The 22,843-nt window shown below is 71.5% G+C and carries 17 protein-coding genes; 9 read left to right on the top strand and 8 right to left on the bottom strand.

Annotated features, from left to right (window positions below; all coding sequences use genetic code 11):
• Positions 1-123: 123 nt before the first annotated feature.
• Positions 124-1,326, bottom strand: coding sequence for an ROK family transcriptional regulator (locus tag AB0J74_RS35080; protein ID WP_363456263.1), 1,203 nt, complete (start codon positions 1,324-1,326; stop codon positions 124-126).
• A 117-nt stretch (positions 1,327-1,443) separates the two neighbouring features.
• Here AB0J74_RS35080 and AB0J74_RS35075 point away from each other — a divergent pair, with 117 nt between their 5' ends.
• The 7 genes from AB0J74_RS35075 to gap all read left to right on the top strand — a co-directional run bounded on the left by AB0J74_RS35075 (position 1,444) and on the right by gap (position 10,158).
• Positions 1,444-2,535, top strand: coding sequence for a sugar ABC transporter substrate-binding protein (locus tag AB0J74_RS35075; protein ID WP_363456260.1), 1,092 nt, complete (start codon positions 1,444-1,446; stop codon positions 2,533-2,535).
• Between the two features lie 18 nt (positions 2,536-2,553).
• Entirely contained in the window at positions 2,554-3,255 is a 702-nt protein-coding gene (locus AB0J74_RS35070; RefSeq protein ID WP_363456257.1) for an ATP-binding cassette domain-containing protein, read from the top strand.
• Positions 3,252-4,442: a sugar ABC transporter permease gene (locus AB0J74_RS35065; RefSeq protein WP_363456254.1), complete on the top strand. Its 1,191-nt coding sequence runs from the start codon at positions 3,252-3,254 to the stop codon at positions 4,440-4,442. Before AB0J74_RS35070 ends, AB0J74_RS35065 begins: the two co-directional genes overlap by 4 nt.
• The gene (locus tag AB0J74_RS35060; RefSeq protein ID WP_363456251.1) at positions 4,439-5,326 is read left to right on the top strand and encodes an ROK family protein; all 888 of its coding nucleotides are present in this window, start codon (positions 4,439-4,441) and stop codon (positions 5,324-5,326) included. The genes AB0J74_RS35065 and AB0J74_RS35060 overlap by 4 nt, the downstream gene beginning before the upstream one ends.
• A 39-nt stretch (positions 5,327-5,365) precedes the next feature.
• A complete protein-coding gene (locus tag AB0J74_RS35055; protein WP_363456248.1) occupies positions 5,366-8,461 on the top strand; it encodes a glycoside hydrolase family 2 protein in 3,096 nt (1,031 codons plus the stop codon).
• 102 nt (positions 8,462-8,563) lie between these two features.
• A complete protein-coding gene (locus AB0J74_RS35050) occupies positions 8,564-9,151 on the top strand; it encodes a TetR/AcrR family transcriptional regulator (protein ID WP_363456245.1) in 588 nt (195 codons plus the stop codon).
• Positions 9,148-10,158, top strand: a complete 1,011-nt coding sequence (gap, locus tag AB0J74_RS35045) for a type I glyceraldehyde-3-phosphate dehydrogenase (protein WP_363456242.1) — start codon at positions 9,148-9,150, stop codon at positions 10,156-10,158. Before AB0J74_RS35050 ends, gap begins: the two co-directional genes overlap by 4 nt.
• 3 nt (positions 10,159-10,161) lie before the next feature.
• Here gap and AB0J74_RS35040 read toward each other — a convergent pair whose 3' ends face one another.
• The 5 genes from AB0J74_RS35040 to AB0J74_RS35020 form a co-directional block, all read right to left on the bottom strand.
• Entirely contained in the window at positions 10,162-11,127 is a 966-nt protein-coding gene (locus AB0J74_RS35040) for an NAD(P)-dependent oxidoreductase (RefSeq protein WP_363456239.1), read from the bottom strand.
• A gap of 9 nt (positions 11,128-11,136) precedes the next feature.
• Positions 11,137-16,071, bottom strand: a complete 4,935-nt coding sequence (locus AB0J74_RS35035) for a tetratricopeptide repeat protein (protein WP_363456236.1) — start codon at positions 16,069-16,071, stop codon at positions 11,137-11,139.
• A complete protein-coding gene (locus AB0J74_RS35030; protein ID WP_363456233.1) occupies positions 16,052-17,458 on the bottom strand; it encodes a CHAT domain-containing protein in 1,407 nt (468 codons plus the stop codon). Before AB0J74_RS35030 ends, AB0J74_RS35035 begins: the two co-directional genes overlap by 20 nt.
• Complete coding sequence (locus AB0J74_RS35025; RefSeq protein WP_363456230.1) at positions 17,455-18,390, bottom strand: hypothetical protein; 936 nt, start codon at positions 18,388-18,390, stop codon at positions 17,455-17,457. Before AB0J74_RS35025 ends, AB0J74_RS35030 begins: the two co-directional genes overlap by 4 nt.
• A gap of 78 nt (positions 18,391-18,468) precedes the next feature.
• Positions 18,469-19,497, bottom strand: a complete 1,029-nt coding sequence (locus tag AB0J74_RS35020; RefSeq protein WP_363456227.1) for a hypothetical protein — start codon at positions 19,495-19,497, stop codon at positions 18,469-18,471.
• Between the two features lie 477 nt (positions 19,498-19,974).
• Between AB0J74_RS35020 and AB0J74_RS35015 the strand changes: the two genes are divergently transcribed.
• Positions 19,975-20,724: an SDR family oxidoreductase gene (locus AB0J74_RS35015; RefSeq protein WP_363456224.1), complete on the top strand. Its 750-nt coding sequence runs from the start codon at positions 19,975-19,977 to the stop codon at positions 20,722-20,724.
• Positions 20,725-20,737: 13 nt separating this feature from the next.
• On the opposite strand, the gene AB0J74_RS35010 is transcribed toward AB0J74_RS35015, so the two are convergent.
• Both AB0J74_RS35010 and AB0J74_RS35005 read right to left on the bottom strand, forming a co-directional pair.
• Positions 20,738-21,508, bottom strand: a complete 771-nt coding sequence (locus tag AB0J74_RS35010; protein WP_363456221.1) for an aminoglycoside phosphotransferase family protein — start codon at positions 21,506-21,508, stop codon at positions 20,738-20,740.
• Between the two features lie 63 nt (positions 21,509-21,571).
• Positions 21,572-22,120 carry a hypothetical protein gene (locus AB0J74_RS35005; RefSeq protein WP_363456218.1) on the bottom strand — a complete coding sequence of 183 codons (549 nt, stop codon included), beginning with the start codon at positions 22,118-22,120 and terminating at the stop codon, positions 21,572-21,574.
• Positions 22,121-22,236: 116 nt separating this feature from the next.
• Between AB0J74_RS35005 and AB0J74_RS35000 the strand changes: the two genes are divergently transcribed.
• A complete protein-coding gene (locus AB0J74_RS35000; protein WP_363456215.1) occupies positions 22,237-22,836 on the top strand; it encodes a VOC family protein in 600 nt (199 codons plus the stop codon).
• Positions 22,837-22,843: the final 7 nt, after the last annotated feature.

Below are 22,843 nucleotides of genomic sequence, written 5' to 3'. Positions count from 1 at the left end.
GGGCCCCTGCCCTTCACGGTCCTCGATGCGGGAGCCGTTGCCAGGTGACCGTCTGGTCACCTGCTTTGTGGGCGTGGACGACGGCGATCCGGTGCGTCCACCTCTGGCTGGCCGCGCACCGCGTCAGCCGCTGGCCGCCACGGTCCGGTCGAGGACCAGATCGCGGGCGGCGGTGACGCCGACGGCGACGGCGCCGATGCGGACGGCGTCGGCGCCGAGCGTGGACACCTCGATCCGCGGGGGTTGCAGGGCCACGAGGTGGCGTAGGCGGTCCTGGACCGGACCGATCAGCAGGTCGGCGCCCTGCACCCCGACGCCGCCGCCGAGCACGATGAGTTCCAGGTCGAGCACGGCCGTCACCGCGGCGAGCGCGTGCGCGAGGTGGTTGACCTCGACCTCCACCGCCCGCCGGGCGACCGGCTCGCCGGCCCGTGCCGCGTCGAAGACCTCCTTGGCGCTGGTCGCCCCCGCCCAGCCGAGCCGCTGGGCCGCCGCGACGATGCCGTCGGCCGAGGCCACCGTCTCGAACATCCCGCGGCGCGCCGCGGCCGGGTCGTCCTGCAACGGGTCGCCCTCGCCGATCGGGAGGTAGGAGATCTCGCCGGCGCAGCCACGGGAACCGCGGTAGAGCTTGCCGTCGATCACGATGCCCATGCCGGTGCCAGTGCCGATCGACACGTAGGCGAAGTGCGCGACCCCGCGGCCCAGGCCGTAGGTCGCCTCGCCGACCGCGGCCAGGTCGACGTCGTTCTCCACGAGGAACGGCGACGGCGACACCGCCGAGAACCGGTCGACCGCGCCGGGCAGGTCCCAGCCGGGCAGGTTGGGCGCGAGGTGCAGCGCGCCGGTCTCCTTGTCGTGGATGCCGGGTGTGCCGAAGACGGCCAGGGTGACGTCGGCGCGGCCGATCCCGACCTCCGCCGTCAGCCGGTCGGCCAGTCCGGTCACCTGGTCGAGCAGGTCCGCCGGGTTCCGGCTGCCGGACGGGTCGTCGATGCGGGACACGACCGTTCCTGCCAGGTTGGCCAGCACGAGCCGGACGAAGGCCCGTCCGATGTCGACAGCGAGCACCCAGCCCGCCTCCGGGCGGGCCTCGTAGAGCAGCGCGGACCGGCCGGCGGGTCCGGCGCGCAGGCCGACCTCCCGCACCAGACCGGCGCGGCCGAGGTTGGCCAGGGCGACCGAGATCGTGGGTTTGGACAGGCCGGTGGCCTGGGCGAGTTCGGGTCGCGACACCGGGCCCAGCCGGAAGATCTCCCCGAACACCGCCCGCTCGTTCATGACCCGCAACATGCTCGTCGTGCTCGCGGTCTGGTGAGTCGGCACCAGATCACGCTCTCACACGGGTTCGTAAAGGTCCAATACGAATTTCGTTAGAGACCTTGCTAAATGGCTCGGGCAGGGTGCATCCTGCTGGCCTGAACCTCCAACGAGAGGTATGCCATGAGAACTAGATGGTTCGTTGTCCTACTGACGACCTCGTTGCTGGTCGCGGGTTGCGGCTCCGGGTCCGACTCCGATTCCGGTTCCGGTTCCGGCACCCAGGCAGACGACGCGGCGACGATCGCGCTGTTCCTGCCCGAGTCCAAGACCACGCGCTACGAGGCTTTCGACCGGCCGCTGTTCGAGGCCAAGGTCAAGTCGCTCTGCCCCGCCTGCAAGTTGCTCTACAACAACGCCGACCAGGACGCCACCAAACAGCAGCAGCAGTTCGAGGCCGCCCTCGCGCAGGGCGCCGACGTCGTGGTGCTCGACGCCGTCGACGCCGTCGCGGCCGCCTCCCTGGTCAACCAGGCGAAACAGAAGAAGGTGCCGGTCATCGCGTACGACCGGCTGATTTCGAAGATCCCGTACGAGTACTACGTGTCCTTCAACAACGTCCGGGTCGGTGAGGCGCAGGGTCAGGCGCTGCTGGACGCCCTGAACGCCAAGGGGACCACCGACAAGGGCAAGATCGTGATGATCAACGGAGCGCCGACCGACCCGAGTTCCGCGGACTACAAGACCGGCGCGCACAACGTCCTCGACGGCAAGGTCCAGATCGGCCGCGAGTTCGACACGCCCGACTGGAGTCCCGACAAGGCGCAGCAGCAGATGGAGCAGGCCATCACCGCGCTCGGCCGCGACAACATCGTCGGCGTGCTGTCCGCCAACGACGGCATGGCCGGCGGCGCGATCGCCGCCATGAAGCGGGCCGGCTACACCACGCTGCCACCGATCACCGGACAGGACGCCGAGTTGGCCGCCGTGCAGCGGATCCTGACCGGCGAGCAGTACATGACCATCTACCTCGACATTCGCAGCGAGGCCGAGAAGTCGGCGGAGCTGGCGGTCGCGCTGGCCAAGGGCGAGCAGCCGCCGGCGACCACCAAGGTCAACAACGGGGCGACCGACATCCCGTCGTTCCTGCTGGACCCGATCGCGGTGACCGCTGACAAGGTCAAGGACACCATCGTGAAGGACGGCTTCTACAAGCCCAGCGAGATCTGCACCGGCGCCGTGGCCGCCGCCTGCGCCAAGGCGGGAATCCAGTAGATGTTCGCGGCGCGAGGGGTGTCCAAACGGTTCGGTGCGGTGCGCGCGCTCGACGCGGTCGACCTGGACCTGAACGCGGGCGAGGTGGTCGCGCTCGTAGGCGACAACGGCGCCGGCAAGTCGACCCTGATCAAGGTGATCTCCGGCGCGGTGAGCGCGGACGAGGGGCGGCTCGAGCGCGACGGCGTGCCCGTCCAGATCAACAACCCGCATCAGGCCAGGAGCCTCGGCATCTCCACCGTCTACCAGGATCTGGCGCTCTGCGAGAACCTCAACGTCATCGGCAACCTGTTCCTCGGCTCGGAGCGGCGGCGCTGGTCGTTGCTGCGCAAGATCGAGATGGAACGGTCCGCGCGGGCGTTGCTGTCCTCATTGGACGTGCGGATCCAGGACATCCAGGTGCCGGTGGCGATGCTCTCGGGCGGCCAGCGGCAGTCCGTCGCCATCGCCCGGGCGCTGGTGGGCGAACCGTGGCTGGTCATCCTCGACGAGCCGACGGCCGCGCTCGGTGTCGAGCAGACCGCGCAGGTGCTGGATCTGATCCGGCGCCTGCGCGACCGCGGTCTGGCCGTTCTCGTCATCTCGCACAACCTCGCCGACGTCCGCGCCGTGAGCGACCGCACGGTCGTGCTGCGGTTGGGCCGCAACGCCGGCGAGTTCCGAACCGCCGAGACCAGCCCGGAGGCGATCGTGGCCGCAATCACCGGAGCAGCGGCGTGACCGCGTCAGCGAAAGCGAAGGCGATCCGCTGGCCGGGCCGCTCGGCCGAGCGGGCGACCAGGCCCGGCGGCGTCGGGAGTTGGCCGGTCGTGGGCGGGCTGATCGCCATCGCGATCGTGTTCGGTTCGCTCAACGAACAGTTCCTGTCCGCCGAGAACCTCACCAACCTCGCACTGCAACTCGCCGCGACCGGCACGATCTCGCTGGGCATCATCATGGTGCTGCTGCTCGGCGAGATCGACCTGTCGGCCGGGTCGGTCAGCGGGCTGTGCGCGGCGGTCCTGGCCATCGTGCACGTCCGGCACGGCCAGTCCGCGCTCCTCGCCGTCGTCATCGCCCTCGGCCTGGGCGCCGCCATCGGCCTCGTGCACGGGCTGATGTTCACGCAGTTGCGCATGCCGTCGTTCGTGGTGACGCTCGCCGGCCTGATCGGCTGGCAAGGGCTGCTGCTGTACGTGCTGGGCCGCGGCGGCACGATCAACCTCCCGTTCGACGGGGCGATCGCCCGGCTCAGCGACACCTGGCTACCGCCATGGGCGAGCTGGCTGGTCGTCGTGCTCATCGTCGGCGTCGCGGGAACGAGTTCCGTCCTCAACCGGCGGCTGCGCCGCGCCGCCGGCCTGCCGCTGGCGCCGCTGAACCGGATGGTCCTGCGCATCGCCGGGCTCGCCGCACTGCTCTGCGCCGCCGTGCTCGTGCTCAGCGCGGACCGCGGCGTACCGCTGTTGCTGATCATCTTCGGCTCGCTGGTCGTGGCCCTCGACCTGGTGCTGCGCAACACGGTTTTCGGCCAGTGGATCTACGCGATCGGCGGCAACGCGGAGGCGGCCCGGCGCGCCGGTATCCCGGTCACCCGGTTGCGGATCGTCGCGTTCGTGCTCGCGTCCACGTTCGCGGCGTTCGGCGGCCTGCTCGCGGCCAGCCGGCTGGCCGCGGTCAACCAGAGCTCGGGGGGCAGCGACACCCTGCTGATGGCCATCGCCGCCGCGGTCATCGGCGGTGTGTCGCTGTTCGGCGGCCGGGGCCGGCCCTACGCGGCCCTGCTCGGCATCCTGGTGATCCAGTCCATCACGAACGGCATGCTGCTGCTCAACGTGGATTCCTCGATCCGCTTCATGGTCACCGCCATCGTGCTCGCGGCGGCCGTGGCCATCGACTCCTTGTCCCGCCGGGGCACTGAGCAGTGACGGCCGCCCATGTGCTCGGCATCGACTTCGGCGGCACCAAGGTCGCGCTGGCCGCCGCCGACGCGGGATGGTCACCCGCGGTCTCCTCGACCCGGCTGAGGATCCCGACCAGCGGGAGTGCCGAAGAGGTGGTGCGGCGGTCGCTGGAGACGGCCCGGGGCATCGTCGCCGCGCCGGCCGCCGTCGGAGTGTCCACCTTCGGCATCGTGCGCGACGAGCGGATCCGGCTCGCACCCAACGTGCCGGGCTGGGAGGGCATGGAACTGCCGCGGATGCTCCGAGACGAGTACGGCGACACGCCGGTCGTCATCGACAACGACGTCAACGCGGCCGCCGCGGCCGAGCTGCGCTGGGGTGCGCTGCGCGGTGTCGACGTCGGCATCTATCTCAACCTGGGTACGGGTCTCGCGGCGGCACTGGTGGTCGACGGTCGTGTCGTGCGCGGCGCGCACGGAGCGGCCGGCGAGATCGGCTACCTGCTCGACCCCACCCGCGACAACTGCTATGCCGACGGTGACGCGCCGCTGGAGGAGTTGGTCTCCGGCAGCGCGTTGGCCAGCCAGGGTTCGGCTCTGGTGGGCCGGCCGGTGGCCGCAGCGGAACTGTTCACGATCGTCGGCGACGCGCGGGTCGACGCGCTCATCGACGAGGCACTGCGCCGGCTGGCCCAGGCGGTGGCCAACCTGTGCATCACCCTCGACCCGGCGCGCGTGGTCATCGGCGGCGGCATGATGGGCGCCGCCGACCGCATCCTGCCCCGCATCGCCGCCCTGCTTCCCCGGGCGGTGCCCTTCCCGCCACAGCTCGTGCCGGCAACGTTCATCGACGACGCGCCGCTGCTCGGCGCACTGGCCCTGGCTGTCGAAGCGGTCGGCAGCAGTTAGCCCCCATCTGGACCACCCGGTGAAGGAGGGTAACCCCCGATGAATCGAAGATTCACCCTTGCACTGGCCCTACCCGTCGTCCTCGTCAGCTCGCTGCTCACCGCACTACCGGCGACGCCCGGCAGCGCGTCCGCCGCCGCGGAATCGACCGTCGACCTCGCCGGGAAGTGGCAGGTGCGCGACAGCACCACCACCCCCGACACCGGCGAGGTCATCTCGCGGCGCGGCTACTCGCCGCGCGGTTGGCTGCCGGTGCACACCAACGACGCCAACGCGGTCGGCAGCGTGGTCGCCGCGCAACTGCAGAACATCCCGGCGGATGACCGGTGCGGCACCGACAACATCTTCTACGCCGAGAACCTCACGGCGTGCCAGGGCCCGCAGCCCGACGCGCACGGCGCCCCCAACGACCGTTACAACGTGCCGTGGTGGTTCCGCACCGAGTTCAGCGCGCGCGGGGACGCCGACCGGAACGTCATGCTCGAAGTACGCGGGATCATGGGCCAGGCCGACCTGTGGGTCAACGGTGTCCAGCTCGCCACGAAGGACGTCATCCAGGGCTCCGAGCCCGAATACACCTTCGACATCACCGACCTGGTCAACGGCGCCAGCCCCAACGCGCTCGCCTTCAAGATCTACCCCAACGTACCGGGGGAGATGTTGACCCAGGACTTCAACGACTGGACGCAGGCGGCACGCGACCAGAACACCGGCATCAAATACCCGGTCAGGCTGCACACGTCGAACACGTTCCGGTTGGACGACGCGCACGTCGTGCAGGCCAACGCCGCCGACCTGAGCAGCTCCGACCTGACGGTCAAGGGCACCGTGACCAACACGTCGCGGCACGCCCGGACCGCCACCGTCCACGCGACCATCACGGATCCGCAGGGCAAGCACCCGATAGACCTGCGCAGGACGCTCACCCTCAAGGCCGGTGAGTCACGCGACGTCGCGTTCGACCCGGGCACCGACCGCGACCTGCACCTGCGGCACCCCCAGCTGTGGTGGCCCTATCAGATGGGCGGCCAGCCGCTCTACACGTTGTCGATGAGCGTGTCGCTGAACAAGCGGGTGTCGGACTCGGCCACGAAGACGTTCGGGATCCGGACCATCGACACCTGGCTCTCGGCGCCGGGCAGCCAGGCGTACGACGGCTCGCGCTGGTTCGCCGTCAACGGCAAGCCGTTCGTCTTCCGCGGCGGCGGCATGATGGACCAGGACATGTTCCTGCGCTACTCGAGCGACAACGTGGCGCACCAGATCCAGCTCATCAAGTCGATGGGCCTCAACGGCCTGCGGCTCGAGGGCGACGACCAGCCCGACGACTTCTACGAGCAGATGGACCGGGCCGGGCTGCTCATCTACGGCGGCTTCCTGTGCTGCAACTACTGGGAGGAAGCCGAGCGCTGGACGGCGAAGGACCAGGAGACCAACTATCGCACCGCGCTGGCCCTCGGCCGCCAGCAGCGCAACCACCCCAGCGTCGTCTTCTTCAGCTGGAGTGACAACGTCCCGTCGGCCAGCCAGGAAGCCGGCGTGCTGCGCGGCTTCGCGGAGACCGACTTCGACGTTCCGGTGATGGCCTCGGCCGAATACAAGTCGACGCCGACCCTCGGCCCGTCGGGGATGAAGGAAGGCCCCTACAACTGGTTCCCGCCGAGCTACGCCTACAGCCTCAACTGCAAGAGCCGCACCGGCAACGCTCCCTGCACCAGTGGCGATTTCGTCAACCGCGGCGGCGCGTGGGCGTTCCAGACCGAGTCCAGCCCCGGTTCGACCATCCCGACGCAGGACTCGCTCGACCGGTTCATGACGCCGGCCGACCAGAAGCGGATGGTCACCTCGCCCAACCTGGCGCAGTTCAACTCGGGCCGGGGGGAGGAGGACAGCGGCACCAGCTATTCGAGCTTCCAGCACCTCGGCGTGCTCGCGACCGCGATCTGCCACCGCTACGGCACCTGGACGGCCGGGCCGGTCACCTGCCCGACCAACCCGCCCGGCACCACCGACCTCTACAACGACAACCCCAGTGTCGACGACTTCGTACGCAAGGCCCAGGCCATCAACTACGAGACGGTGCGGGCCCAGTTCGAGGCCTACCTCGACCACTCGACCAGAGCCGACTCGCCGTCGACCGGCCTTGTCTACTGGATGATGAACAAGCCGATGCCGAGCCTGCTGTGGAACCTCTACGGCTACGACTTCGACCAGGCCGGCACCTACTTCGGCGCCAAGAAGGCCAACGAGTCCCTGCACGTCTACTACGCCTACCCGGCGCCGGAAGCCGACCCGGGCAACCGCACGGTGGCGGTGTCCAACCTGACCGGTCAGACGCAGAGCGGGCTCTCGGTGACCGCGAAGACCTATGACATGCGCGGCACCGTGCTCACCACGCAGCAGGCGTCCGGCATCACCATGCCCAGCCAGGGCGTGATGAACCAGCTCCTGACCATCCCGAACCCGACCCTGCCCGACGTCGGCGGCACGCCGCAGCGGACGTACTTCCTGGAGCTGACGCTCAACCGGGGAAGCCACGTGGTCGACCGCAACGTCTACTGGCTCTCGACGATCAACGACGTTCCCACCTACACCGGCAACGCGTACCCGAACCTGTCCACCTACGGCGACCTGCGCAACCTGCAGAGCCCGGCGCAGGATCCGGCCAACGGCCTGCTGCCCGACACGACGATCCGGGCCAGCGCGGTCACGCACCGCCAGCCGGGTCTCTCCGACGGGCAGGACACCGCCACCGACGTCACGCTGACCAACACCTCCGACACCGTGGCGTTCATGGTGCGGGTCGACGTGCATCGGCAGCATGGGTCGGACACCCAGGTCAGGCCGGCCAGCTACAGCGACAACTACGTGACGCTGTGGCCGGGACAGTCACAGACCATCACCGAGACGTACGCCGCGGCACAGCTGGACCGGCAGGACCCGGTCGTGACCATCAGCGGTTACAACGTCGCGACCACCACCATCGCCGGCGACTGCCACTGTGTCGCAGCGCGCGGCGCCGAGGACTTCGGCACCGCCAACGGCAACGCGGCGGCCGGGAACGCGACCCCCGGCGCGGCGAACACCCCCCAAACGATGGCAGAACTCAAGCAGCGGGTGACGGTCCAGCCGTGACCCGGCCCCGCTGACGCAGCGGTCCGGGCGGCGACCCGCCGAACGGCGGTCGCCGCCCGGACCGTTCAGCATTCTGTACCTACTGGTATGTACACTGGTGTCATGGACTCGCGACAGCTCCTGGTCGACACCATGAGCGAGCTCATGTGGGAGCGCGGCTACGCCGACACCAGCCCGCGTGACGTCCGCGAACGGTCCGGGGTCGGACAGGGCAGCATGTACCACCACTTTCCGACCAAGCGCGACCTCGGGCTCGCCGCCCTCGAGCGCAACGTCGCCGACCTGCTGCCGGCCGCGTCCGAGCTCGACGGCCCGGGCGACCCGATGGCCCGGCTCGAGGCCTACCTGATGCGCCCGCGCGACGCGCTCAAGGGCTGCAAGGTCGGCCGGATGACCCAGGACCCGCAGGTCCGCGACGACCCGGTGCTGCTCGCCCCGGTGGCCCGGGCCTTCGCCCAGGTCCACGTCAGCTGGGTCAGAGTGCTCCGCGAGGCGGTCGCCGCGGGCCAACTTCGTGACGACCTCGACGCGGAGCAGCTCGCACACATGCTGATGGCCGTGCTCCAGGGCGGCTACGTGCTCGCGATCGCACAGCAGGACCCGCGCCCGTTCGACGACGCCCGGGCCGGCGCCCTCGCCCTGCTCCGGGCGGCGGCACCCCAACCCGAGAACACCAGGAGAAGCTCATGACGGTACGCATCGGCATCAACGGGTTCGGCCGGATCGGGCGCAGCTACCTGCGCGCGGCCCTGGCCAGCGACGCCGACGTCGAGGTGGTCGCGGTCAACGACCTCACCGACGCGCGCACGCTGGCCACCCTGCTCGAATGGGACTCCATCTCCGGCCACCTCGACGGTGTCGCCGTCGACGGCGACGCGATCACGGTGCGGGGCCGGCGCATCACGGTCTTCGCGCAGTCCGACCCGGCCGCCATCGCCTGGGGTGACGCCGGCGCCGACGTGGTCATCGAGTCGACCGGCCACTTCACCGACGGCGTCGCCGCGGCCGCCCACCTCAAGGGCGGCGCGCGGAAGGTCGTCGTCTCGGCGCCGGCGAAGGGCGAGGTCCCCACGGTCGTGCTCGGGGTCAACGACGACCGGCTCGACCCGGACAGCCACGACGTCTTCTCCAACGGCTCGTGCACCACGAACTCGCTGGCCCCGCTGGCGAAGGTGCTCAACGACGCGTTCGGCATCGAATCGGGGCTGATGACCACGATCCACGCCTACACGGGCGACCAGCGGCTGCACGACGCGCCACACTCGGACCTGCGCCGCGCCCGCGCCGCCGCCGTCTCGACCATCCCGACGTCGTCGGGCGCCGCGAAGGCGATCGGCAAGGTGATCCCGGAACTCGACGGCCGGCTCACCGGCGCGGCGCTGCGCGTTCCGGTCCCGGTCGGCTCGATCACCGACCTCACCGTGGTCCTGCGGCGGCGCGCCGGCGTCGACGAGGTCAACGCGGCGTTCCGCGAGGCCGCCGCGTCTGAGCGGCTGCGCCACTATCTGCAGTACTCCGAGGCGCCCCTGGTCTCGGCCGACATCGTCGGCAACCCGTACTCCTCGATCTTCGACGCACCCTTGACCGAGGCGGTCGGCAACCAGGTCAAGGTCCTCGGCTGGTACGACAACGAGTGGGGCTTCGCCAACCGCCTGGTCGAGTTCTCCGAGCGGATCGGAGCGGCGACGGCGGCCTGACGCTCACACCTTCAGCGGGTTGGCGACCTCGAGCTGTCCGTGGTCGACGAGCCAGCGCACCGACTCCAGCACGGCGTCCTCCGGTTCGTAGGCCGGGGCGTAGCCCAGCAGCGCGCGGGCCTTGTCGATGCTGAAGTAGTGGTCGCGGACCAGGTGCTCCCAGCTGAGCTCGGCCGATTCGGCGTCGGTGCCGGCACGGAACTGGTCCCACGTCACCGGGCGCAACCGCGCCTCCTGGCCGAACCAGGACGCGCCGATCTGGGCGTAGCCGCGCACGTTCAGCGCCGACGGCGCCACCACGCTGAAGTCTTCGCCGGCGGCGGCGTCGCGGCGGGCGATCGCGGCCTCGAAGGCCTGTGCCACGTCGTCGGCGTGGACGTGGTGCATGAACTCGGCGCCGATGCCGGGCACATCGATCGGCTCGCCGGCCGACAGCCGGCGCCACACCGTGGGGTCGAGGTTGCCGAGCGGCCCGATCGGGTGCCAGCCGGGGCCGACGATGTGGCCCGGGTGCAGCGAGGTGGTGATCAGGCCGCCGGATCTGGTCTCCGCCCGCAGCATCTCGGCGATGGCGGCCTTCGCGATGCCGTAGCCACCCATCGGCGGCGTTCCGGACGACTCGGTGACCGGCACCTTCACGCTGGGGCCGCTGCGCCAGATCGTGCCGCAGTGCAACAGGTGGCCGGTCTCGCCGCGCAGCCGCTCGACCAGCGCGGTCGCGGATTCGAGGTCGAAGCAGATCAGGTCGACGACCGCGTCCGGTCGAAGGTCGGCCACCCGGTCGGGGAAGGCGCCCGAGCCGTCCTCCCGATCCGCGGTCACCTGCCGGACCTCTTGCCAGGCCGGGTCGTCGACGTAGCCGGATCGCCGGCCGCGGCTGATGTTGACCACCTCGTGACCGCCGCGGACCAGACGGGGGATCAGGAACGTGCCGATGTGGCCGCTGCCACCGATGACGACGACTCTCACGGGGCCAGGCTAATCGGCAAGCCCGGCCAGCGCCGAGCGGGCCTCGTCGGTGGCCGGGTCGTCGTCGCCGAGGAGGTTCCGGCGCGCGGTCAGCACCGTCTGGAAGGCGGCCCGCGCCTCCTCGCGGCGGCCCTGCGCGGCCAGCACCTCGGCGAGCCGGAACCAGGTGTCGTAGGTGCTCGGGTTCTCGTCGCCCAGCGTTCGGCGTTCGCGCTCCAGCACCTCGCGGAACTCGGCTTCGGCCTCGGTCATCCGGCCGGCCCCCTGCAGGTTCAACGCCACCATGTAGCGCGCGATCAGGGTCTGCTCGTCGTCTTCGCCCAGGATCCTGGTCAACGCCTCCGCGATCGCGGACTGCTCGACGAGTGCGGCGGCGTAGTCGCCCTTCACCCGCATTACGTCGGCCCGCCACGAGCGGGTGCTGACCGCCGCGGGGTGGTCGTCGCCGAAGACGCGCGCCCGGGCCTGGAACACCTCGCCCAACTCGGCGATCGCCTCGTCGAACCGGCCCTGCTCGACCAGCACCGAGCAGCGCTCGGCGCGGGCGGTCAGGGTCTCGGGGTCGTCGGGGCCGAAGGCGCGGGCGTGGGTCTCGGCCAGGCTCCGGAACTGCTCCTCCGCCTCGGCCAGCCGGCCCTGCCGGAACCGCAACCAGGCCAGGTCCATTCCGGCGGCCAGGACGCTGGGGTGCTCGTCGCCGAACGCCTGGGTGGCCACCGCGACGAAGCTGGTCAGCTCGGCGTCGGCCGCGTCCCACCGCCCGGCCGCCAGCAGCACCTTGACCAGCCCCGACCTGGCCTCGAACGTGGCCGGATCCGCGTCGCCGTGCAACCGTCGCCGGATCGCCAGCACCTCGCGGTAGGCCTCCTCGGCCTCCGCCCAGCGACCCTGCTCGCTGATCGTCGTGGCCAGGTTGTGCCAGGTGATCAGGGTGTCCGGGTGTTCCGGGCCGTGGATGACCCGTTCCCGGACGAGCACGTCGCGGTAGCCGCTCTCGGCTTCGGCGAAGTCGCCGAGCAGGTGGTGGACCGCGGCCAGTTCGTAGGCCGACAGGACGGTCTCGGGATGGTCGTCGCCGAGAACCCGGAGGCGGGCGTCGCGCACCGCGCGGAACTCGGCCGCGCCCTCCTGCGGCTCGCCGCCCTTGACCAGCGCGCCGGCGAGTTGGTGCTGAACCGCCAGGGTCTGCGGTGCGTCGGCACCGTACGCCTTGACGTGTTGGGCGAGCACCGCGCGGTATTCCTCGGCCGCCTCCCGGTGCCGGCCGAGGTTCTCCAGGATCGAGGCCAGTTCGGCCCGCGACCGGGCCGTCTCGGCGTGGTCGTCTCCCAGGGTGCGGCGGCGTGCGTCGGCGACCGCGCGGTATTCGGGCTCCGCCTCCGCCCACCGGTCCTGGTTGGCCACGACGTAGGCCAGGTTCTGCCAGGTGTCCACAGTGGCCGCATCGTTGTCGCCGAGGACCATCCGCCGGGCCGCCAGCACCGCCCGGTATTCGGCCTCGCCCGCGACCAGGTCGTCCTGATTGGACAGTACGCCGGCCAGGCTGTGCCAGGTCTCCAGCGTGGCCGGGTCGTTCTCGCCGAGGACGCGTCGCCGGGCCTCCAGCACCGCACGGTACTCGGCTTCCGCGGCGGTCAGGTCGCCCTGGTTGTAGAGCGTCCAGGCGACCTCCTGCCGGGCTTCCAGCGTTGCCGGGTCGTCGGCGCCCAGGCTGCCGGTGCGCGCAGCCAGGATCGTCCGGTTCATCGCCTCCGCCTCGTCCCACCGGCCCTGCGCGGCGACCACGCCCGCGAGCCGCTGCAAGGTGATCAGCGTGTTGACGCCGTCGTCGCCGTAGACCCGCCGCTCCTCGCCGAGGACCGCGCGGTATTCCGCCTCGGACTCGCTGTCGCGTCCCTCTACGCCGAGCTGCAGGGCGAGGTGGAACCGGCCGGTCAGGTGGAGCAGATACCGGTCGCCCTCGGTCTCGCCGGCCGGCGGCGCCCACGCGGCGAGCAGGCGTTGCCAGGTCTCGGCGGCGGTGATCACCTCGCCCAGGGTGGCGGCGAGGCCGAACCACGGCGCCCGGCTGTCGACCCGGAAATCGTGCAGCGCCCGCTCCAGCAGGTCGGCCGCCTCCCGGTCGCCGCGCTCGACCGCGACCAGGTGCAGCCGCGCCCAGGCCAGGGCATGCTGCCCGGCGGTGAGCGGTTGGCCCGTCACGATCCCGTAGAGCGCCACGGCGCGGTCCAGCCGGCCCGCCCGCAGATGCAGGTCGCCGAGGGTCAGCTCGGGCATGAACTCGGTGCGGCGGGAGGGGTGGCCGCGCAGTTCGGCGACGGCGGCTTCGAGCTCGGTGAGCTCCGCGAGCGGGTCCGGCTCGGCCCGCACCTCGGCGAGGACCCAGGCCAGCCCCGACTCGACCTCGGGGAACCGGTCGAGATGGGTGATCAGCGAACGGTAGCCGGCGATCGCGTCGCTCCACGCGCGGCGGCTCATCGCGAGCCGGGCGCGCAGCGCCGCCCGGGCCGGCTCGGCCCAGCCCTCGTCTCGCCCGGACCGCGCGATCCGCTCGAGATGGGCCAGGTCGGCCTCCGGGGTGAGCGGCCACAGGGCGTCCGGCAGCCGGGCCGCGCCCGCCGCGGCGATCCGGCCGAACGCCGCGCCGGCGTGCGGATAGCGCCGGGCCAGCATGCCGGCGAGCATCGGCAGGTGGGTGGCGTCCTCGAACGAGCGGCCCTGTTCAGCCCGGCTCAGGGCGATCGCCTCGTCGGCGGCGGCGTCCGCGGAACCGGCCGCCAGCCGGCACAACGCCGCTTCGAAGGTCGCGTCGGTGCTCCAGCTCTGCTCGTCGCCGAGCCCGGCGACGATCTGCGCCGCCCGCTGTGGATCGCCGCCGAGCAGATGCATCCAGACGCTGATGCCCTCCCACGACGTCGCCGACGGTGCACCGGTCAGGGTCTCGTCGAGCGCGTCGAGGTCGCCGACCAGCCAGTTGGCGATCGCCCGCCACCACACGTGGAACGCGCGGTCGCGCTCGTCCGGCGGCACGTCGTCGAGCGCGACGAGGGCGGCCGCCCCGTCGCCGCGCAGCACCTCCAGGCGGGCCCGCGTCTCGCGCATGAGGTTGACGTCGCCGTCGTGCTCGACCAGCGGGACGGCGGCGGCCATCAGGTCGAGCTCGCCGGCGTTGGCCGCGGCGGTCGCCAGCAGGTCGCCGGTGGGTGGATATTGGCCCGGCGGCAGCGGTGGCCTGGTCGCCGCCCAGGTCAGCTCGTTGCGCAGGCCGTAGATCCCGAGCAGGGCGGCGACCGCGCCGAACGTGAAGACCGAAGCCTCGGTGCCGACCGAGAGCGCGTCGAAGCACTGCGTCCAGACCGCGGCCTCGACCACGCGGGACAGCGGATCCGGTGCGAGCCGGGCGTAGTGGAGGCTGATCCGGGCGCGCGTCACGTAGACCCAGCTGGCGTCCGTGGTGGGCAGTTCGAGCCCGATGGCCTCCTCCCACACGTCGAGCGCGCGCCGCAGCCGCTCGCGGTCGATCTTCATCGGCTCGGCCAGCTCGTAGCAGGTCGACTGGAGCGACTCCGCCAGCAGCCAGCGCGAGAGCTGGCTCAGCTCGCCCAGGCCGCGGGCGGCGGTGAGCAGCTGCGCGCACAGGTCCGGTGAGCCCAGGTCGAAGGCCAGTTGGCCGGCACGCTCGTATTCCGCGGCCGACTCCTCGGGCAGCAGCGGCTCCAACAGGAGGGCGCGCAGCCGGCGCGCGGGCAGCTCGACGGGAGCCGGCGCCTGGGGAGTGGCCAGCAGCGCGAGCGCGGTGTCGGCGGCGCGCAGCGCCTCGGCCGGCCGGCGCAGCGCCTGGTTGAGGACGGCCACGAAATAGTGCAGCGCCGGGTCGTCGGTGCGCCGGACGCGGGCGCAGCGCTCGACCCATTCGTCGAGGTCGGGCTGCGGCATCCGGTGCAGGAACCGGGACAGCCGGCGTTCGATGCCGGCCGCGTCCTCTCCGGTCTCGACGATCGCCTGGAAGCGGAGGAACGATAGTCCACTGTGGCCCGGGTGATGGGTCAGCCCCGCGTCGGCCCGCGCCTTCGCCTCCTCGTAGTCGTGCGCCGCGAGGTGGACGCACGCACCGGCGTAGGTCGTCGCGACCGAGTCGGGCGCGCGCCGCTCGGCCTCCAGGAACGACCGCAGGGCACCGTCGAGGTCGTCGTGTTGGAGCAGCACCAGGGCACGCAGCGCGGGTGGCTCGGCGGACCCGTCGCCGGCCCGCTCGGCCGCGTCGAGGTGGCGCAACGCGTCGTCCGGGCGGGCGAGCTGCTCGTAGAGGCGGGCCAGGCGCAACTCGATCTCGGCGGTGAACTCACCGGGCAGCGCCGCGGCGGCCGTCAGCGACCCCACCGCCGCGTCCAGCGCGCGCAGCCGCGACTGGCAGTCGCTGCGGAGGATCAGCAACTCCTGGTCACCGTCGACGATGCCGGCGGCGGAGTCGAGCAGAGCGGTGGCGCTGGCCGGGTCGGTCAGGGCGAGCCGGGCCCGCACCAGGAAGGCCAGCAGCCGGCGGCGGGTCGGCACCGGCGCCGCGGGATCGCCGACGACCGCGGTCCACTGCTCGCCGGTCACCAGGTCGGCGATCGGCCGCAGGGTCGCCGGGCGCAGCAACGGGGTGAGCCGGGGCAGCGCCGGCAGCACCTCGCCGGGCGCCGTCCGACCCTGTTCGAGGGTCGCCCGCAGCGCGCCTTCGCGGTCGCCGCCGGCCAGCAACGCGTCGACGAGCGCGAGGAGCACCTCGCCGATCGGCTTGTCCTCCGGCTCGGCCAGCGCCCGGCCCAATGCCTCGGAGGCCTCGGAGTAGCGGCCGTTGTGCGCCAGCGTCCGGCCGAGCGTCAGCAGGATCGGCACGACCAGCAGGTGCTGCCCGCGGGTCGCGGGTTGCGGGGGAGCCTCAGGCGACAGGCCGGTCACCGCTGGGCCTCCTCCCGGTGAACGCGACGGAATCCGGCCGGTCGGCTCCCGGGCGGTCGACGACCAGTTGCCCGGCGCCCGATCGGTTGTCGGGACCCCTGGGCGCGGTGACCCGGCCTCCGCCGGAGCCGGTGGCCGACGACGGCGACAGCATCGCCGGGCTGAGCAGCGGGCTGGACTCGCGCAGGTAGAGCACGGGCAGGCCGAAGCCGCGGCGGTGCGACTCGTCGGTGATCCCGCTCAGGTAGAGCTGCCGGCGCGCCGCGTGCATCGCGACCTCGATCGGACTGCGGGCCACGAGGTTCTGGTAGAAGGCCCGGGCGAACGTGTTGGCCAGCAGGCTCTTGATCTTGAAGTTCATCGCGACCACGGCCGGGATGTTCTTCTGGGCCAGCGACTGCGCCATTCCGGAGATCACGTGGTACGCGTTGGACGAACTCGCCGCGGACTCGCACGACTGGAGGAACACCAGCCGCAGCGAACTGCCGCTCTCGTTGAGCTGGTTTGCGAGGTCGCGGTCGGCGATCCAGTCGGCGGTCGCGTCGTCGCGCGGAAACGCGACCTGGCCGCGCGGCCCGCCCTCGCGCCCCTCGGAATAACGCCCGTGCGAGATGATGTGCACGACGTGCGGGTCGAACTGCTCGACGCTGTTGAGGAACGACGGCCACGTGGCCTGCACGGCGAGGTCCTCGTCGGGCGGATAGGGCGTGCCGTCGGGCCCGTGGCCCTGACTGAGCACCCGCAGGTCGATGCGGGTCTCGTCGTCGGCGTCGCGCAACTCGAGCATCGTCTCCAGCACCGCTTCGTACTCGATCATGTCGAGGTTGTTGGGGCTGAGCACGACGAACAGCACGCGTAGCGGCGGACCGACCTGGATCGTGCGGGAGGCCACCGCCAGCGGCAGCTTGCGGGTCAGCATGAACTTCTTGCTCTCGCCCAGGAAGAACCCGCTGTCGGGGTCTTGGCTGTCGAGCGGCACGTAGAGGTATTCCCACGGCCACGAGGCGAGTCGCTCGGCGCCGGCACCCATCTCCAGCACCACCCGCAGCAGGCGGCCCCCGCCGCCCTCGGCATCGGCATGGTCGCCCTTGATCGCCCGTCGCAGCAGCGCGCCGGGCCCGCTGCGACCGTGCACGTCGTCGCGCAGCGTCGACGAACCGAACAGGGTCACGAACAGGTGCTCGCCGAGCAGCTTGAGCTCGTGGATCTTCACCAGTTGGTTGCTGCGCAGCAGGTCGACCAGCACATCGATGGTGCGCAGGCGCAGGTCGTCGATGTCGAGCTCGCCCGAGACCTGTTGGCTCGACCCGGCGTGCTGCCACTCCGCGACGACCCGCTGGTCGCGGCCGACCTGGATGATGAACTCCTCGACCGACAGTGCCGTCACGCCGACCGCCGCACGATGGGGGTCAGGTCGTAGCGCGCGGTCGCGCCGACCGGCGCGCCCTGCGCGAAGAAGGTGCGCAGCGCCGCCGGCAACTGCCGGATCATGGCCTGCAGCCCGGCCGGAAAGAAGACGAACCGCCGGTAGGCGCGCATGACCGCCGACATCGTCACGGTCGGCGCGTCGTGGGGGACCTGCACGATGACGATCAGTTGCGGCGGGTCCTCGGTGAAGAACTCGGCGCCGTCGAGCCGCCAGAACACCTTCTCCAGGCCAACGGCGGTGTGGTTGACCCGGGCCTTCGCCATCCGGAACCGCACGGGAACGACGTCGAGCCGCACCGCCGCGCCGACGTCGACGTTCGCCGACGCGCCCGCGGAGCCGCCCGGCAGCGGCAGGTCGCTGGTGCGCACCGAGAAGTGCCCGTCGGCGCCGACGCCCACGTTGAGCTCGACACCGGCCGCGACCAGGGTGTCGAACCGTCTGTTGGGGAGGATGTCGAAGGCCTTCGGCCGGCGCCGCGGGTCGGTCTCGTCGGGGTTGAACTCGAGCCGCATCTCCAGCCGGGTGAACCCCCACCCCTTGCGGGGGAACAGCAGCAGCGGCAGCCGGACCCACCAGAAGGTGAAGCCCTCGTCGAGCGCCGCCTGCCAGGCCGCCGACGTGCGGTCGGCGTTGGGCAGGTCGAGGATCGGCACCGGCAGCACGTCGGGGTAGGCGCCGAACTCGACGGAGTCTTCGGCCAGGCCCCGCAGCAGGTCGCCGAACTGGTCGGTCGTGGTGTCGGCCTCGTGCGGTTCGTCGCGCCCGTCGTGTTCGTCGTGCTCGTCGCCGAGGTGGCCGGACAGGGCGTCGACCCGGCGCGCGGCGTCGAGCACGATGGAGGCTCGCGCGTCGGTCAGCTCGGCGCTGAAGTCAAGGTCGTCGCTTGCCATGGCCACCTGCTCGCTTGAGATCGGCGAGGTTTCAGTATCCACATTGCGTCAACGACGCGGAACCGACCGTAAGAGCGGTCAAGGGGCGACGGCGCCCCGTCGGTGCCGCCCGAGGCGATGGTCGGGCGCCCCGGAACCGGCCGGTGCGGACGCGGCGATCTCGGCGGCGTCCATGTGGATGTCGAACGGCGTACGTCGCTTGTGCAGGTGCCCGGCGAGGTGGTAGGCCGCCAGCCCGAGAATGGCCCAGGCGATCAGCACGACGACGGGCCTGGCGATGGCGACGCCGTCGAAGAAGGAGACGTTGCGCAGCAGGGTCCCGGTGGCGCCGGGAGGCAGGAACTGCCCGAGGGCGCCCCACGGGTGCGGCAGCATCTCCGGCGCGCTGGCCAGGCCGGACAGCGGGTTGCCGAGCAGGATCAGCACCAGCGCCGCGACGGCGATGCCCCGCCCGCGCAACAGCCGCTCGAAGCCCAGCACGAAGTAGCAGGTCCCGGCGATGCCCAGCATGGCGGCGGCGGACGTGGTCCAGTAGTTCTGGTCGAAGGTGCCAAGGGCGAACAGGGTCCCGCTGAGGGTGAACCCGCCGCCGACGGCGAACGCGGCGGCCGCGATCAGGCGCTGCCAAGCGCCGACGATCAGCGCGATGATGCCCATCGCGGCGAGCCAGCCGCCCAGGGCGATCGGCAGTGCCCCGGCCGTCAGGCCCACCCCTTTCGGGTCGTCCGGGCTCAGCGGCCGGATGTCGTGCACGGTCACCGGCAGGTGCATGGCCGTGCCGACTTGTTGCGCGGTCTGGGTGAGGGAGGTCGCCACGGCGGCGCTGGCGGCCGAGGCGGTGTCCAGTGTCAGGCCGCCGTCTTCGACGATGAACGCGCCATACACGTCACGATGCAGGATCTCGTTCTGCGAGGCTTGCTCCGACGCGACGATGCTGACGTCGAACGCGCCGGGAGCCGCTTTGTCCAGCGTCGCCGCGAGTCGCACCGGCGAGGGCCCCGCACCGGCGACGGCGACGGGCACGTGCCGCACGGCGGTGTTGACGCCGGGCAGGGCGAAGGCCGCCAGGAGGATGACCATGACGGCCAGCAGGCCCGCGACGGTCACCGCCATTTTCCTGGCCGTGCTGTGGTCCGTCGGCCTCGGGCCCGATGCGGCGAACAACGCCATGGTCGCACTACCTCCTGTTAGATACGCATCGTATCCAACAGGGCGGGCCCTAAGATACGCAAGGTATCCTACTGTGATGTAGTCGCAGCCGTGTCGGTGGCCACAGGGCTGGGTCGCGGACCGCGTCGCCGGCTGGCCGGTCGAGTTCGGCGAGGAGGCTGAGCAGCGTCTGCCGCCCGACCGGTTCCATCATGGATCGGGCGAGCGGAGGAGGGCTCGGCGGATCCCCGGCCAGGCTGCCGGTGTCGGCCGGCACGACCAGGCCCGGGCTAGTTTCGATGGAGGCGTCCAGCACCAGCGCGGCCGTGAACGCGGCTTGCGGGCCGAGGTACCGTGGGGAGACAAGAAACCAACCGTATCTTGTTCGTCAATTGACCTGCGACGACGGTCACAACTGACTCGGAGGAGTTGAACATGAGGATCGTGGTGTTCGGGGGAACCGGTCTGATCGGCTCGCAGGTGGTGAGCCGGCTGCGCGAGGCGGGCCACGAGGCCGTCGCCCAGTCGCCGTCGACGGGGGTCAACACGGTCACCGGTGACGGAGTCGCCGACGCGGTGGCCGGGGCGGACGCGGTGGTCGACGTGACGAACTCGCCGTCGTTCGCGCCCGACGACGTGCTGGCGTTCTTCCGCGCGTCGACCGGCAACCTGCTCGCCGCGGAGAAGGCGGCCGGGGTCGGGCATCACGTGGCGCTGTCGGTGGTGGGCGCCGACCGCAGCCCGGAAAGCTCCTACCTGCCGGCGAAGGTCGCGCAGGAGAACCTGATCCGGGAGTCCGGCGTGCCCTACACGATCGTGCGCGCGACACAGTTCTTCGAGTTCCTCGCCGGCATCGCCGACACCGCGACCGAGGGCGACACCGTGCGCATCGCGCCGGTCCCCTTCCAGCCGATGGCCTCGGCCGACGTCGCGGCGGCGGTCGCCGACGCGGCGGTCGCGGCACCGGTCAACGGTGCGGTCGAGACGGCCGGGCCCGACCGGCTGCGGTTCGACGAGGTGATCAGGCAGTCCCTGGCCGCCAAGGGCGATCCGCGCCGGGTGGTGGCGGATCCGGCCGCACGCTACTTCGGGCAGACGATGGGCGACGACACGATCGTCCCGGTCGGTGACTACCGCCCGGGCGCGATCCGGCTGGCCGACTGGCAGGCCGCCCAGAGCCGCTAGGACCGGCCGCGACTCAGGTCGCCCCGAAGAGCTTGCGGTGCTCTGTGCTCCAGTCGATCCGCCGGGCGATCTCGTCGAGCGCGCCGCTGTCCTGCCAGCTCAGTTGGGGTTGGTGCCCGGCGGCCGCGAGTCGCCGGGCGCGCTCCAGCACCCGCCGCTGCTGACCGATGACCTCGTCGACGAGCCCGTCGGTCGACGTGAGCCCGTAGGCGGCGGCGAACACCTCGATCCGTTGCCGGCGGTCGGGCGGCGCCGGATGGCGCAGCCACCGCAGGCACTCGCGGTCGTCGCGGAACGGCGCGACGTACTCCAGCGCGTACGCGACGTCGTGGACCGGCCGGTTGGGCCACGCGTAGTCCCAGTCGAGGATGCCGACCGGCCGGCTGCCCTGCCACACCAGGTTCCACGGCCCGAAGTCGCCGTGGCAGACCAGTTCGCCGTCGCCGGGTGCGCCGGTCCGGGCCGCCCAGGTCGCGTCCGGCCGGAAGCCGCGCACCGCGTCGTGATACTCGCGCAGCAGGCGGGCCATGGCGGTCAGGCCTGCCTCGTCGACCACGGGGGCCCACCCGGCCGGGCCGGACTCGCCGGCGAGGTAGGTGAGAACCTCACGGCCGTCATCGTCGACGCCCAGGACCCGCGGCGCGTAGGGGAACCCTACGTCGGCCAGATGCCGCAACAGCTCGTGGATGGCGGGGGACCAGGGATGCATCGGCCGGCGGACCGTATCGCCCACGCGCACGACCCGGCGATGTGGACCGTCCTGCAGCACTTCGTAGCCTGACACACGCCGACGTTAGTCCGTGGCCGGACCAGCAGCGCGGGGTCGGCGCGAGCATCGCCTCGATCGTCAAGCATCGCCGGATCGTGGCGCGGACGTCGCGCGGCGCAGCTCGCGGACGACGCCGTGCTTCTTCAGGGCCCAGGCCAGCCGGCGGGCCGGCCGGTGCCGGAGCAGCAGCAGGACGACCTGCCTGACCAGCGCCACCCGACGCCCGCGGAACTCGTCCTCCGCCACCTTCCAGGCCAGCGCCCGCAGTCCCGGCGACTCGAGGGCGTCGCGGGTCTGCGCCCGGACGGCCGGATCCTCCAGCGCCGAGCGGATCGACGCCGCGAGCCCAGGCCGGTCGGCGAGGCCGTCGGCGATCGCGGCGGCCAGGCTGTGCCGGATGTCGTCGGTCTCGATCAGCAGCAGCACCGCGGCGCGGATCTCCGAGGTCTCCAGCGCCGACCGCAGCAGTTCCATCGCCCGCCGCCGCACCTCGTCGTCGTGGTCGTCGACGGACAGGGCGGCGAGCAGCGACGTCACCTCGTCGAGGTCGATCAGGTGCCGCAGCCCGGCCCGGAAGTCGGGCCGTTCCCACGCGGCCAGCAGCACCTTGACCACATTGCGATCCATGGTCTCGTCTACCCCGTCCGCACCAGAGCCGAAACGGGGCTCCGTATGGGCCTCGACCGCCGATCGGTCAGGGGATACTGACCACGAACGGGCTGTCAACGAACTGGGAGACTGTGATGCCGAATCCCGACTTGAAGCTTGAAGTGATCACGATCCCGGTCTCGGACCCCGACCGGGCCAAGGCGTTCTACGCCGGTCTCGGCTGGCGGCTCGACGCCGACTTCGAGCTTGGCGGGAGCCGGGCCATCCAGTTCACGCCGCCGGGGTCCGAGTGCTCGATCCACTTTGGCATCGGCAGCCCGCCGACGCCGGCCGGGACGCCGCCGGGGCTGTTTCTGATCGTCACCGACATCGTGGCCGCCCGCGACGACCTGATCGCGCGTGGGGTCGAGGTTGGTCCGATCTTCCACAACACCGCCGACGGCACCGCCGAAGGTCCCGACCCCGAGCGCAACAGCTACAACTCGCTGGCCGCGTGGACCGACCCGGACGGCAACGGCTGGCTGCTACAGGAGATCGTCAACCGGCTGCCGGGGCGGGTCGACACCGGGATCACCTCCTACACCTCGGTGACCGACCTGGCCAACGCCATGCGGCGCGCCTCCGAAGCGCACGGCGAGCACGAGAAGCGGACCGGCCAGGAAGACCCGAACTGGCCCGACTGGTACGCCACCTTCATGGCCAGCGAGCAGTCGGGCGCCACCCCGCCAGAGTGATCCACAA

Source organism: Asanoa sp. NPDC049573, assembly GCF_040676615.1.
Lineage (GTDB): Bacteria > Actinomycetota > Actinomycetes > Mycobacteriales > Micromonosporaceae > Asanoa.
The sequence above is the reverse complement of the archived record's forward strand: the minus strand, read 5'-3'. Positions and strand labels throughout refer to the sequence as shown.

What these genes read in the sequence shown, in the direction of transcription:
- AB0J74_RS35055 (WP_363456248.1), top strand. Translation starts at nt 5,366, where the DNA reads ATGAATCGAAGATTCACCCTTGCACTGGCCCTACCCGTCGTCCTCGTC.
- AB0J74_RS35075 (WP_363456260.1), top strand. Translation starts at nt 1,444, where the DNA reads ATGAGAACTAGATGGTTCGTTGTCCTACTGACGACCTCGTTGCTGGTC.
- AB0J74_RS35000 (WP_363456215.1), top strand. Translation starts at nt 22,237, where the DNA reads ATGCCGAATCCCGACTTGAAGCTTGAAGTGATCACGATCCCGGTCTCG.
- gap (WP_363456242.1), top strand. Translation starts at nt 9,148, where the DNA reads ATGACGGTACGCATCGGCATCAACGGGTTCGGCCGGATCGGGCGCAGC.
- AB0J74_RS35025 (WP_363456230.1), bottom strand. Translation starts at nt 18,390, where the DNA reads ATGGCAAGCGACGACCTTGACTTCAGCGCCGAGCTGACCGACGCGCGA.
- AB0J74_RS35015 (WP_363456224.1), top strand. Translation starts at nt 19,975, where the DNA reads ATGAGGATCGTGGTGTTCGGGGGAACCGGTCTGATCGGCTCGCAGGTG.
- AB0J74_RS35050 (WP_363456245.1), top strand. Translation starts at nt 8,564, where the DNA reads ATGGACTCGCGACAGCTCCTGGTCGACACCATGAGCGAGCTCATGTGG.
- AB0J74_RS35005 (WP_363456218.1), bottom strand. Translation starts at nt 22,120, where the DNA reads ATGGATCGCAATGTGGTCAAGGTGCTGCTGGCCGCGTGGGAACGGCCC.